Genomic DNA, 14072 nt, shown 5'->3' with positions numbered 1-14072 from the left:
CTAGATTTTCGTGTTCCAATGATACAAATCCTCTACAACGCGTATTTTCAAATGATCAATCAAGCTTCTCACTATTCCCAATTTTGTTTCGTCGTCGCCGAAGGAAATATGCTCTATTAAATCATGTATAGTTTGAGGTTCCTTCAATAAAATCCGTTCTATCTCTAATTTTATATTCTTGTGCATCTTAGCCTGATGATTTCGAATAAGGCAAAGATCACATACTTGGCAAAATAATGCATGCTGTTCACCAAAATAATGCAATAGTGATTGACTACGACATTGCGAATGATCAATATAGTTGAGCATTGCCTCGACCTGCTTTGTCTTTACACGCTTTCTTTCCCTTATAAAAATATGATCTACATATAGATTTTTATAATCTACTCGATCTTGCAAAAAAGATAACTGTGGTGCATCTGTTGGAGGTATATAACTCGCTATTTCCATTTGTACTAGGCCTTGGATTAAGCTTACTATTTGATCAAATGATACGCCAAGCTTCTTGGCAAACTCATATTCATTTATGGTGATGTAATCATCAAATACGCCACCATAAGATCGCAATATAGCCTTGATAAGTTTATCGAATCGCTCATATTGAACTTGGATTTTATAGAGTTCCTGATGATGGACCTCAAATTTAAATCGCGCAGGTATAAATACTGCCTCTGATAATGCTAACCATCCATCTTTCTCCAAAAACTTGAGCGCACTTAGCGTGGGTATTGTTTCTATTTTATACTTTTTTATAAAAGCAACAACATCGAAATCAAAGTTAAGGCCTTCCCCTGCACCATAAGGGATTTGAAAATGATTACATAAGTGATGATAAACTTGTTGAATGAAAGCCACAGTAGGGAAACTGAGTTCTGCATTTTTCAAAAGTCGATTTTTATCTTCTTGTTGATACAATAGGACTGGGAATGCTTTTTTCCCATCTCGCCCCGCACGACCTGCTTCTTGATAATACGCCTCTAGCGATTCAGGAATGCCCAAATGGATAACGAATCTTACATCAGATTTGTCAATCCCCATCCCAAAGGCATTTGTAGCAACGATAACGCGTGTTCTATTTTGCATCCAATCCTCCTGCTTACGATCTCGATCCTTTCCTGGCAAACCAGCATGATAAAAATCTGCTGCAATACCATTATTCGTTAAAAATTGAGCAATCTCTTGGGTCTCTCTCCTATTCCGTACATATACTACTCCACAACCACCTAATTTTTGAATGATACGAATCATGCGTGCCGATTTATTTTCTTCTTCCAGCGCCATGTATCCAAGGTTATCCCGTAAAAAGCTTTTAACAAATACATGTTTAGTTTTAAACTGCAATTTATCCTGAATATCTGCAATTACTTCTGTTGTGGCTGTCGCTGTAAGTGCTAAATAAGGTACATCGGGATGTAATTCTTTAAGCTTAGAAAGATGTAAGTAAGGTGGTCTAAAATCATACCCCCATTGAGAAATACAATGTGCTTCATCGATTGCGAAAAGATTAACAGACATATGTCTTATTCGCTCCTGAACCAAATCACTATACAGCCGCTCCGGTGAAAGATAAAGAAACTTAATATGACCAAAAATACAGTTATCTAAAATAATATCTACTTCCCTTGGCTTCAGTCCAGAATAGATGGCAACCGCATCAATACCAATATCCTTAAGATGTTGTACTTGATCCTTCATCAATGCAATCAAAGGTGTCACCACGATGCAAATACCTGGCATCAACATCGCAGGAACTTGAAAACAGATTGATTTTCCTCCACCAGTGGGCAGTAAAGCTAATGTATCCTTCTTATCTAAAACAGATTGAATTATTTCCTCCTGCAGTGGTCTAAAACCATCATGTCCCCAGTATTGCCTTAATATGCTAACGCTATCTACACTCATAATAACTCCTTATCCCAAACATACGCAAAATTATTTTTTATGCTATAATGCCGTATTGCCAAACTGTCCAACTGTTGCTGCCATACCTGAATATTATGATCACTATTTGTCCCATCAAACAAAACAATTTTAGGTTTAATAAGCTTTACATTATCCACAAAGTTCCATTTACTATTTTTTCTTACAATCAATACATCCGTAGGTAAGACTTGAAGTGTTGCATGCTCCATAATCTGAATAATTAAGCCCGATTTTTGAATGAGATAATTAACTCGTAAAGAATCATCAGAAATCAATTTATGATAACCAATCCTATTCCAATTGGAAAATCTACTCAAATCCCGATATATACTGTACTTTAATGCCCTAGTATTAAGTGAATCAAAAGAACTAATCACAGTCACTTTATTCCTTTTAATAAATGCAAGCGTTATATCTTTTCCTGTATTGTATATTCGAAAACCTTTATAGGTTAATTTAAGATGTTGTTGGTAGTTAAAAATTATAACGAAAATCAATAAAAAAAACAGACTAAAATACATTACATTTTTACTTTTCCATTGAAAAGCATAGGTAAGGGTCAAAAGCATGGTTAAGCTTACAAACACCATAATAGGGGAAAGAACAATTCCTGTCCATGTAGAATAGGGTAATTTATCCAAAAATTTAAGCATAAGAAACATATACTTAACGAGCCATTGTAGCACATGCCCTAGCCATATATTAATAGAATCAAATGGTAAGAACATCAAGACTAAACCAACATACATGATAATCGTAACAGGTAGCACGACAAGCACATTTGCAATCAAGAAATAATTGGGAAACTGACCAAAATAAAATAAAGACAACGGTGCCGTAGAGGTTTGAGCACTTAATGAAATACCAATACTGTCCCATATATGATGACTAAAACGACCGTCCGTATAGGGTGCGATTCTTTTATATAATGGAAAAAGAAAAACAATACCTAAGACGGCACTATACGATAATTGGAAACCAATGTCAAAGAGCATATTTGGTTGAAACAGTAAGAGTAGAAATGCTGATGCAGCTAGGGTATTTAAAATATTCACCTCTCTCCTTAGTAAACGGGTTATTAGAAAAAAACTTAACATAATTGCAGCCCTTAATATGGACGGAGCCATCCCAGTGAGAATGGTATAACTCCAGATTGCTAACAACAACAAAACAGTGCGAGTGATATGGAGAACATGATTTCCTTTTACCTGTTGCAACAACCACAACAGCAATAGAAAAACAATACCTACATGCATACCCGAAACACTCAATACATGTATCGTACCTGTATTACTAAAGGTCTGTAAGGTATCTGTCGACATAGTAGTACGATATCCGAAAATAAGAGCTGTTGCTATTTGAAATGCTTCTTCATCATCCAAATATTTTCTAAACTTATGGACTAACCCTTGTCTCAAGTTCAATCCTAATGCTTTAATACGATTGCCCTTATTCCGACCGATGACTTTATATTCACCTAAACTTAACCTGTTTTGAAAATATATACCGCGGTTTGCTAAATAGTTTTTATAATCAAATTCAAGAGGGTTGTAATGGTTGGGTATAGCTTTAATCTTGTTGATAAAAATGATTTCATCTCCGTATTGAATGGGGGCTGTACGATCTAATTCCACAGTCATCATCAGATTACCCGTCGCTTTTCGAAATGTTGACTTTGTTTCTTTTGCTCGCAATAGAGCAGAAAATCTCACCGTATTATTTTTAACAATTGGTTCATCATCCACTATTGCTATAAATTGATCACTCGCTCCTAAGTGAAAATGATTGGCATCATTCTTAAAGTGTGTTCTAGATATATTCCATAAGCCAAATACAAAAAGTATGACATAGCTGTTCATGATATAAAGGCTCCGAAATCTTGGTTGCATAATGAACCACACAACTTGACTCAGTAAAACAGTGATAAGTATAGCATTCAAAATAGAAAATGCCGCATTACCTGCTGGTATAAAATGCGCAAGTCCAATACCCATACTATAAAAAATTACAATTTTGAGAAATGGGACCTTCTTTACTTGTTCATGGAAGTTAGTCTTCATCAGAATTGAATCCTCAACTGTACTTTAAGTTCTGACTTAATATTTCCTTTAATCTCATCTAGACCAGAACCTATCTGATCTAATTCTGGATAGTAGAAAGCCGAAATTTTAGTCCATAAATCAACATGACGATTTATTCTATACCTCATGTTATTATAGATACGCCACCCTTTTTGATAATACAACGGAAAAGATGATGCGTATAAAACATCGTTTTCAAATGCATAGATTCGAGTATTATAGCTATCGGTATGAAAATAGGCTAATCGCACATTAGTAGTTATTTTACTTTGGTTAGGACTATAAAACAAATCTTGATACACCATCCATCCCAATTCTTTAACTTGATATTCTTTCTCATATTGGATAGCCTCAATGCGATTACGGATGCTCCAGATACTACTTAACTTATACTTGTACTCCAAACGGATCTGATACTTCTTAACTTCTGCTAAAATGACTTTTTGAGTCTTCGAACTAGAAGTATTTTCTTCCCGTAGGCGATAGCGCAAGCGCAGGGATAGCTGTCCCTTCTTGTACCATATATAAGAAAATTGGGACATCATATCGTAACCTGAAGAAGGTTCTAAAGCCCGATATCGTAACCAAGGAAACTTAAAAAAATCAACATAAGTTGTCCATTGAATTTTCCGTGATGGATGATAGACTAAGCCGGAATAAAATCCTTTTTCATTTTGAGTACCACTAGTCTCCCCGATAGCCTGCGAGAAGAAACTATGGTAATTTTTTTGATAATCGCGATACAAGAATACGGTCGAGAACTTCGGAGTAATGCTCGTAATCAATCCCGTTAACCAAGCATACCCCTCGTCTAAACTAGTGGCAACTTCACCAAAGAAATAAGCGCTTTTATAAGAATAGTTATAATAGAGACTTCCATTTCGTAATAAATTACCTTCAAAATCGAACTTATTTTCAGGGGCCTTACCTAGGGTTTTTATACCATCAAGCTGTGTTGCGACAAAATTTGCCCCTATCTTAAATCTGTTTTTTCCGTAGCGTATATTGCTTCCGTAGACAAGTTGACCAATAGCCTTTCTATAGTTTTGTTCTGTCGGTGTTCGATGTAATCCTGAAATGGCTAAAGTTGATATAGCCCATTCGTCATGCCTCTTTTCGACCTTACCATCGATATGTCTATAGGAAACGTAAGGGGTCAACTCAAAACTGCCTAATGAAATGGTACCAGATATTCCTCTTAAAAAATTTGCTTCATTTAAAGATGTATAGGACCGCAACCCTGCTCCTTGCCTAGCTGCACTTTCAATCATACTCCCTTTCCCAAAACTCAATCCATTCCACATAGTTAACCCCTGCCCTACCTGCAATGCAAAATCACCAATCACCACATGTTTCAGCTTTCCCAAATCTCGGATGGAAAGACTTGCGGAGTAAAAATCAAAACCGTATTGTTGTTTATCTTTAAAAAATGGTTCTCCTGCATCCTTATCCATATTGACTGCTAAGCGAATCTTATTATTATAATTGAACCTATAGCGTAACAAGTACCTGTTAGGGTCTCCAAGATATCGAGAACGCGCAGTATCTGTTATAGCATAACCTTTAGCCTTATGTGGTATACGTCCATAACGAATCATAACCTCTTGTTTAGATTTGGTCAATAAATTCTTAACATTAAAATCTCGATAATGAATGGCATTATTCACAGTCACGAAGGGCAGCAAATTTTGAATAGTACTTAATTCAAATCCAGTAATGCTTTGCAACTCTTGTACAGATAGAAAATCACCCGCCTCCTTCCGGTGTGTCAATAAATTTTCCACTTGAATTGCGCTTAAAAATATTAAGTCACGCAGTTCTTCTCCATTTGTTTTATTTAGATCTATTGGGTTTTTCAAATAGTAGCCCCATTTTTCAGATAGCTCACTAGCATCAACACCCTCTTCTAACTCCTCCAACAGTTGTTCAAATAACTGGTCTAGTGCTAACTGTTCATACTCCTGCCCATAAAGGTAATATGGTGTTAAAAAGGATGACCAAATCAATAAGTAAAGTTTTATTTTCATAGGCTGATTCCATAAAAAGTGAAATATTAAAAAATTCAATTATTAAAAATATTAACTGCATATTTTTTTGATAATATTAGGCGTAACTGATTCGAAAAACCTCCATTCTAAACATGATTTTATCGCACTGATTTGTAACAAGATATATCCAGATTATTAAAAATAATTTCAAATTACCTTTAAATCAAAAAATAAAAATCAAACTATTGAAGTTTAACACAACGCTATCGAACCGGCTAAAAACCATCAGAAAATTAACAGACCAGAAAACACAAAACGTAGTTCTACAGACTCGAAATCTTTTTAGAGTTGAGTCAAATCGTTAAAAAACCAGAAATGAACTTATAATCAGTAAGGTTTTATCTTATAATTGGTATAGCATCTACTCCATCAACCTATCCCTTTATCTTATAAAAAAGGGCTGGTTTTAAAGGAAACATATAATCGTAAACTATAAGTTACTTGTAATCTCCAAATTTCACAAAATATTATTTCAAATTTTAAGCAAAAAATAAAGAACAAAAAAAGGTCTAACTACCATCGTAGTTAGACCTTTATAAAGTTTATGAAATAAAAACTTTTAGATATCTATCTTAGCATAACGTGCATTTCGTTCAATAAACTCACGACGTGGAGCAACTTCATCGCCCATTAGCATTGAGAATATACGATCACATTCAGCAGCATTTTCTATCGTTACTTGACGTAATGTACGCGTCTCAGGATTCATAGTTGTATCCCATAGTTGTTCTGCGTTCATTTCTCCAAGACCTTTATAGCGCTGTACATGTACACTATCTTCTTTACCTCCACCCTTTAATTGCTGAATAGCATTTAAGCGTTGGTCTTCGTTCCAAGCATATTGAAATTCCTTACCTTTTTTCACTAAATATAAAGGTGGCGTTGCGATGTAGATATACCCCTTCTCAATCAACTCTTTCATATACCTAAAATAAAATGTTAGGATAAGAGTCGTAATGTGAGAACCATCTACGTCCGCATCGGTCATAATAATGATGCGATGATAGCGTAATTTATCTAAATTTAAAGCTTTGGGATCATCCGCAGTACCCAAACTAACACCCAGGGCAGTAAACATATTTTTGATCTCTTCATTTTCATAGATTTTATGTTCCATTGCCTTTTCTACGTTTAGGATTTTACCACGTAGCGGCATAATCGCTTGATATTTTCGGTCACGACCAGATTTTGCTGTACCACCAGCTGAATCTCCCTCGACGAAATAAATCTCACATTTAGTAGGGTCATTATCTTGACAATCAGCCAATTTTCCTGGTAAACCAGAACCACCCATTACTGTTTTTCGTTGTACTAAATCGCGCGCTTTACGAGCAGCAGCACGAGCTTGAGCAGCGATAACAACTTTTTGTACAATTGCTTTTGCTTCTCTAGGGTTTTCTTCCAAATAAATATTTAAAATTTCACCCACAGCGATATCAACAGCACCCATTACTTCTGAGTTACCTAATTTTGTTTTGGTTTGCCCCTCAAACTGAGGTTCTGCTACCTTAACCGAAATCACCGCAGTCAAACCCTCTCGGAAATCATCTCCAGTTATTTCAATCTTCAAATTTTTCAATAAGCCAGACTTATCAGCATACGCTTTTAAGGTACGTGTCAAACCACGACGAAAACCAGCAACGTGAGAACCACCTTCAATGGTATTGATGTTATTCACGTACGAATGTACATTCTCTGTATAAGTCTCGTTATATTGCAACGCTAATTCTACAGGAATACCTTGTTTAATACCTTCCACATAAATTGGATGTGGTATTATCGGATGACGATTGCTATCTAAAAACTGTACAAACTCTTGTAAACCGCCTTCAGATAAAAATACGTCTTGACGTAAAGTACCATCTTCTAAGGTTTCTCTTTCATCTACTAAAGATAATTTAAGTCCCTTATTCAAGAAAGACAGCTCGCGAAGTCGACTTGCTAGGGTATCATAATTATAAATAGTGGTAGTTGTGAAAATCTCTTGGTCAGGTCTAAAAGTAACAATAGTTCCTGTTATATCTGATTCACCAATTTCTTTTACCGTATATAAAGGTTTCCCTTTTTCGTATTCTTGCTGAAATACCTTACCATCACGATGGATCACTGCAGATAAATGCGCTGATAAAGCGTTTACACAAGAAACCCCCACACCGTGAAGACCACCTGATACTTTATAAGTATCTTTATCAAATTTACCACCGGCGTGTAATACAGTCATTACAATCTCCAGTGCGGATCTATTTTCTTTTTTATTGATACCTGTTGGAATACCACGTCCGTTATCTTTTACAGAAATAGAATTGTCTGTATGGATAGTGACAAAAATATCTGTACAATAACCTGCAACGGCTTCATCGATAGAGTTATCGACTACCTCATAGACCAAATGGTGCAAACCTTTAACCCCAGTGTCTCCAATATACATGGAAGGGCGTTTACGTACAGCCTCTAATCCCTCTAAAACTTGGATATTATCGGCTGAATAGGATGATGCATTTTTGTTTTCTTCGCTCATTGAAAATAATTAAATACTTGTAATCAAAAATACGAAATTTTAACCACTTTAACAAGTCAAGTATCAGTACTATCAGCCAATATAACCACACTATTATTCCATATTTTTTTTATATTTTAGCAATCTCAAAACTAAAATGTAATTTTTTTATAGTAGGTTTGTTCTTATAATAAACGTGTAATCTAAATAAACAATGAGTAATATATTTTCAACTTTATCAAAAGTAACCTTAGGTCTAGCTATTTCTGTGGCTGCTGTTTCCTGTAATCAAGCATCAAAAACTCCAAGTACTACCTCGACAAAAGATGCTGCATTAACAGAAGAAGCTTCAACAAAAGCTGAAAAAATTGTCTATATCAATTCTGATTCATTATCTCAAAAATATGAATACTTCAAAGATATCAGAACGAAATTAGAAGCAAAGGTTAAGAAGGCTCAAGCAGATTTACAAGGTAAAAGCCAAGCTTTCCAACGTGAAGTTGCAGATTATCAACAAAAAGCACCAAATATGAGTGCCAATGAAAGACAAGCAACAGAAGAGAAATTAGCACGTAAACAAGATGAGTTAAGCCGTCTGGATCAAAATGCTTCTTCTTCATTAGCACAAGATGAGTCTTCAGAATTTAACAATGTCTATAATAAGATAACTGAATTTTTGAAAAAACATGCTAGCGACAATGGTTATACACTTGTTTTAACCTATTCAAAAACAAACCCAACTGTTTTATACGCGGATTCGAAATTGGAAATCACCAATGAGGTGGTAAAACAATTAAATGAAGAGTATAAAAAAGAAAAAAAATAAGGTTATAAAAATGTCAATAAAGAAAGCCGCTGATTAGCGGCTTTCTTTATTTATTAACGATTTGCAATTTGAAATTGTGTTCGGTATATTAACATCTAAATCTAATGTAACCTATGATATCCACAATAATAAGTAAAGAGCAGGCTAGTTACGAATGGATTGATGTATTCGAACCCAGTATTGCGGATTTAGAGATCTTAAAAGAAAAGTATAATCTCAATCAAGCATCGATTAAAGACTCGTTAGAACCCGAACATTTACCAAAAATAGAAGAGTTTGATAATTACACCTTCATCATATTACGTATGGTCTCTTCTACATTTAAAGATAATTCCGACAATATTGGTGAAATTACCGACCGGTTGACTATTTTTTATGGTTCAGACTTCGTCATTACGCTTCATAAAAAAAATGTAGAATTCATACATAAGATGAAACTGCTGGATTTTAAATCTGCTAAATTAAAAGATAGTAAACACTTGGCTAATTATTTAAGTATGGCAGCACTCGGAACCTTTGAAAAGATACTACCTAAAATCTCGACTAAATTAGATGAGTACGAGGAAGGTGTCTTTCTAACGCGTCAAAAAAAGTTAGTTCTCAAGCATGTTTATTTTATTAAAAGACAGATTGATGTCGTTCGAAAAGTGATTATCCTTTACAAAGAAATAGTAGAACACTTTCATGCGAGCCAAAAAAGAGATGTCTACAGTCGCGATCTAAAAGATCTATATTTACGAACGAATACCCTTTATGATAATCTTTCGGAAAATACGAGTCAACTATTAAATATCTACTTTAATATCTCTTCTAACCATACCAATGAGATTATGCGTATTCTGACCATTTTCTCTGTTTTTTTCATGCCAATCACATTTGTTGCTGGCATATACGGTATGAACTTTAAAAACATGCCAGAATTGGAATGGTATTATGGGTACCCTGTTGCAATAGGAATAATGCTCGGAATTTGTATTGCAATTTATTATTGGTTCAAAAGAAAAGGGTGGTTATAAGACCGGTCTTTTCTTTGGAGTAGTGGCAACAAAATCCTTTAAATAATAAGGTTCAAAGTAGGCGACATCTTCAAATTCCTTAGCTTGATATCGATCGAAAGCTATTTGACTTATATCAACGGCATTGGTCTGAACCCCTGTAATGACCTCTACACCCTTCGCTGCCTTGAAAGTGGCTTCTAGTTTATCTGCACCCGGCCCGAATAGGCATATGCGAGGATATTTAGCCAAATAGTGATCCATACTAGCTTCATCTACAATCAGTGCCTGTGTCGCTGTAACGACCAATCCTTCTTTGTTAAATGCAGTACAGTAGACTTCCATCCTTCTGGCATCTAGCATCGGGATATAAAGATCGTATTCCTGAGCATTAGCATGATGAGCAAGAAATCCAGCGTAAATTCCATATAAGGTATTTACCGCTATTAAGGGAATATCCAAAGCATAACAAAGTCCTTTAGCTGTAGAAACACCAATCCTCAGGCCAGTGTAAGAGCCGGGCCCCATACTCACGGCAATGGCATCTAATTCCGTGAAACCTATATTTTGACGATCTAGCAAAGCCTGTATGAGGATTGTGAGCTTAGTTGCATGAACATTAGGTTCATCCACACTTTCGTGTTGACAGATTTTGCCTGATTCAACTAAAGCTACTGAACATACAGAAGTAGAGGTCTCGATTTGTAAAATATAAGTATGCATATGATAGTAAAGATATTAAGGAACAGGATCATGACCATGCCCACCCCAGGGATTACAACTCAGAATACGTTTAAGGGTTAACCAGCCTCCTCTAAAAGGACCATGCTTCTGAATAGCCTGATAGCCATATTGGGAACAGGTTGGTGTATAACGACAATTTGCTCCCAAAAAAGGAGAGATAAAAATTTGATAAATCCTAATAATCGCTAAAAATAACAGACTAAAAATCTGCTTGATTATCTTTTGCCAAATATAATTTAGAACATTCATTCTTTAACTTTATCAACGCTTTTTCCATATGACTATATAAAAAGTCATAGGCTAACTTGCCCTTACCTACATATTGTATCGTGAATAACAAAGGTAAGTGATGTTGTTGTAAAAACGGTGTCAAACCTACGTTTTTTTGCAAGCGAAAACACTCCCTCATACGTCGTTTCATCAAATTGCGATCAACAGCTCTTTTAAAGCGCCTCTTAGAAACCGATATGATGACTTGTGATGCTGTATTTTCTAAAACAAGGTGGTTATCATCTTTTGGAGAATAAAAGACAACACGATAGGGATAACAAACAAAAGAAGAACCTTTATGAAACAATGTATCAATCAACTTGACACTACATAAACGTTCTTCTTTCTTAAATGTATTTTTAATCATAATCGATGACTGAAAAGTCGGCCATGTTATTACACGAGCCTCCTGGCCACCAGCTACGCAAAAAATATTAACCTTTGTGACGACCTTCGTCAGAAACTGTAAGGCGTTTTCTACCCTTTGCTCTACGAGAAGCTAAAATTCTTCTACCATTTGCAGAACTCATGCGATCTCTGAATCCGTGCTTGTTTCTTCTTTTTCTTTGCGATGGCTGAAATGTTCTTTTCATGACGCTTAATATGCTAAATTATTTTTGATTCTATTAATAATACTCCCTAAAGAGGAATGCAAAAGTAAAATATTTTTTAGAGAATTACAAACAATTATTACAACTTCTCTAAAAAATTGGAATATTCCATAAAAAAACAGATAAAGAGTCTAGATTCTTTATCTGTTTATCGTACAACGATATTCGCTTACTTATTCTTAAGTAAATCTCTGATTTCTGTTAAAAGTGTTTCTTCTTTTGTTGGAGGAACTACCGCTTCTGGAGCCTTTTCCTCTTTACGTTTCATCGAATTCAAGGCTTTTATCACCATAAAAATACAAAGTGCAACAATAAGAAATTGAATCACAACGTTAATGAAATTCCCTAAATTAATCGCTACTTCAGGCTTTTTTGCAACTTCGTCTGCTGCTTTAAGGACGTACTTAATTTGCGAAAAATCAACACCGCCCGTTAAAAATCCTATCGGAGGCATAATAATATCGTCTACCAACGATGTTACAATTTTTCCAAATGCACCGCCGATAACAACACCGACTGCCAAATCAACTACGCTACCGCGCATAGCAAATTCTTTAAACTCTTTCAAAAATCCCATAAAATAAATTGTTTAATTTTGCAATTATCGTAATAATCTACCTAAATATAAGGTTATTTCAATAAAATCAATCACTTCCGTCCTAAATAAATTTTAGGCGCGTGTTTCCCTTGAAACAGTATCTATTTTTAGATAATTTCAATTTTGACCCTATTTTTTAGTCTGAGAATATCTGTAGCTGTCCATTTTTACCCTTAACTGGTGGCCTGATAAAAGGATCATCTATCCATTGCCATATATTTATTTTCACGAATATATTCATCCTGATAAACCCGACCAAGTTAGACAGATTCCAATCGTATTTAGCCTTCTTCTGAAGGTATTTGAGCAGTAATATTCCAATCAACGAAGTCCATATTTGGATCATGACCGCATTTTCAGAAGTACCCACAAAAGATGATATTTTTAAGCGTTGCTTCAGATGCTTGAAGAAAATCTCGATCTGCCATCGCTGTTTATAAATGTTAGCTACTAGTGATGCCTTCCATTGGATATTATTTGTCAGAAAGTGGTACTGGTTGTCTGTGCTGCTGTCCCAAAAGTGAATCAAGCGTAATGGTTTAGAGTTGTATCTATCTGCTGATGGACCAGAAAGCTCAATGATCTCATCTTTAATGATTCCCTTTTCAAGGAGTGCTTCACTCTGGTATGACTTGATAACGTTGTACTTCATGTTAGTTTTACTCCTGGTAACAAAATAACAACCTCTGCTGTCCAAATCCCCGAGCCAGTTGTAATCCACATAACCTCTATCCACCACTACAACGCTTCCTTTGGAAAAACTATAGCTACCCGCACGCTGGCTTTCATGAACTTTCCCGTCTGTAATCTGCATGAAAACAGGAAGACATCCATCATAATCCAGCACAGTGTGCAGTTTTACAGCACCTTTGGTGCTTCTAAATTTAGCCCAGTCAAATACAGATAAACATAAAGGGATGATACTGGCATCCATCAGATAAACCTTGCGCTTTAATTGCGTTAGATCTTTGCGCAAATGGGTATCCTTTTGCCATAGCTTATCTAATAGCGAAAAGTACAGATCTTTAAAGAGTTCATGGGTGCGGTGCTTGTTGATATAGGAAATATTGGACTTGCTGGGTGCTCTACCAACACCTAAATGGTTCAAATTACCAGTCGTACTACGTAAGCCATTACTGATATCACGAACTGAATCTGCAGAAGAAAAATGGCAAAACAACATGCTAGCAAGATGCGTCCAGCTGTTGATCCCTTTACAATGTTTGTCACTCTTGTGCTTAGCAACCAAAACCTTGAATAATTCGCGGTCGATAAGTGATAAAATCTGACTAAAAACGTTTAAATTTACCATGGCGGTGTGTTAAAATTTGACGATTTAAATATAGCAACTTTGCTATAGCAAAACACCGCCACTTTTTTCAACGTTTAGGACGCTACTGAAAATCAATATAAAAATATAGCAATTTGTATTACCTTATCGCCAATCTGATTAAAACACAAAGTGCAAAGAAATAAAAT

12 protein-coding genes are annotated in these 14072 nt (G+C 35.4%); 2 read left to right on the top strand and 10 right to left on the bottom strand.

The window, feature by feature from the left end:
- From KO02_RS04495 to gyrB, 4 genes are all read right to left on the bottom strand, one after another.
- Positions 1 to 1902, bottom strand: coding sequence for an ATP-dependent DNA helicase RecQ (locus KO02_RS04495; protein ID WP_038696194.1), 1902 nt, complete (start codon positions 1900 to 1902; stop codon positions 1 to 3).
- Positions 1899 to 3917 carry a ComEC/Rec2 family competence protein gene (locus KO02_RS04490; RefSeq protein ID WP_038696192.1) on the bottom strand — a complete coding sequence of 673 codons (2019 nt, stop codon included), beginning with the start codon at positions 3915 to 3917 and terminating at the stop codon, positions 1899 to 1901. The genes KO02_RS04495 and KO02_RS04490 overlap by 4 nt, the downstream gene beginning before the upstream one ends.
- Positions 3918 to 3982: 65 nt before the next feature.
- The gene (locus KO02_RS04485) at positions 3983 to 6031 is read right to left on the bottom strand and encodes a ComEA family DNA-binding protein (RefSeq protein WP_038696190.1); all 2049 of its coding nucleotides are present in this window, start codon (positions 6029 to 6031) and stop codon (positions 3983 to 3985) included.
- 580 nt (positions 6032 to 6611) lie between these two features.
- The gene (gyrB, locus tag KO02_RS04480; RefSeq protein WP_038696188.1) at positions 6612 to 8570 is read right to left on the bottom strand and encodes a DNA topoisomerase (ATP-hydrolyzing) subunit B; all 1959 of its coding nucleotides are present in this window, start codon (positions 8568 to 8570) and stop codon (positions 6612 to 6614) included.
- Positions 8571 to 8763: 193 nt separating this feature from the next.
- Between gyrB and KO02_RS04475 the strand changes: the two genes are divergently transcribed.
- Positions 8764 to 9375: an OmpH family outer membrane protein gene (locus KO02_RS04475; RefSeq protein WP_038696186.1), complete on the top strand. Its 612-nt coding sequence runs from the start codon at positions 8764 to 8766 to the stop codon at positions 9373 to 9375.
- Positions 9376 to 9488: 113 nt separating this feature from the next.
- A complete protein-coding gene (locus KO02_RS04470; RefSeq protein ID WP_038696184.1) occupies positions 9489 to 10391 on the top strand; it encodes a CorA family divalent cation transporter in 903 nt (300 codons plus the stop codon).
- Here the strand turns inward: KO02_RS04470 and tsaB are convergent.
- The 6 genes from tsaB to KO02_RS04450 all read right to left on the bottom strand — a co-directional run bounded on the left by tsaB (position 10386) and on the right by KO02_RS04450 (position 13905).
- The gene (gene tsaB / locus KO02_RS04465; protein ID WP_038696182.1) at positions 10386 to 11093 is read right to left on the bottom strand and encodes a tRNA (adenosine(37)-N6)-threonylcarbamoyltransferase complex dimerization subunit type 1 TsaB; all 708 of its coding nucleotides are present in this window, start codon (positions 11091 to 11093) and stop codon (positions 10386 to 10388) included. The two genes, KO02_RS04470 and tsaB, sit on opposite strands and share 6 nt — an antisense overlap.
- Before the next feature lie 15 nt (positions 11094 to 11108).
- Complete coding sequence (gene yidD, locus KO02_RS23175) at positions 11109 to 11363, bottom strand: membrane protein insertion efficiency factor YidD (RefSeq protein WP_081918303.1); 255 nt, start codon at positions 11361 to 11363, stop codon at positions 11109 to 11111.
- Positions 11314 to 11751 carry a ribonuclease P protein component gene (locus tag KO02_RS04460; protein ID WP_038696180.1) on the bottom strand — a complete coding sequence of 146 codons (438 nt, stop codon included), beginning with the start codon at positions 11749 to 11751 and terminating at the stop codon, positions 11314 to 11316. Before KO02_RS04460 ends, yidD begins: the two co-directional genes overlap by 50 nt.
- Before the next feature lie 67 nt (positions 11752 to 11818).
- On the bottom strand, positions 11819 to 11977 hold the full coding sequence (gene rpmH / locus KO02_RS23170) for a 50S ribosomal protein L34 (protein ID WP_045753170.1): 159 nt from the start codon (positions 11975 to 11977) through the stop codon (positions 11819 to 11821).
- A 187-nt stretch (positions 11978 to 12164) separates the two neighbouring features.
- Entirely contained in the window at positions 12165 to 12572 is a 408-nt protein-coding gene (mscL, locus tag KO02_RS04455) for a large-conductance mechanosensitive channel protein MscL (RefSeq protein ID WP_038696178.1), read from the bottom strand.
- A gap of 157 nt (positions 12573 to 12729) precedes the next feature.
- Positions 12730 to 13905, bottom strand: coding sequence for an IS4 family transposase (locus tag KO02_RS04450; RefSeq protein ID WP_038694773.1), 1176 nt, complete (start codon positions 13903 to 13905; stop codon positions 12730 to 12732).
- Positions 13906 to 14072 lie beyond the last annotated feature (167 nt).

Source organism: Sphingobacterium sp. ML3W (assembly GCF_000747525.1).
GTDB lineage: Bacteria > Bacteroidota > Bacteroidia > Sphingobacteriales > Sphingobacteriaceae > Sphingobacterium.
The sequence above is the reverse complement of the archived record's forward strand: the minus strand, read 5'-3'. Positions and strand labels throughout refer to the sequence as shown.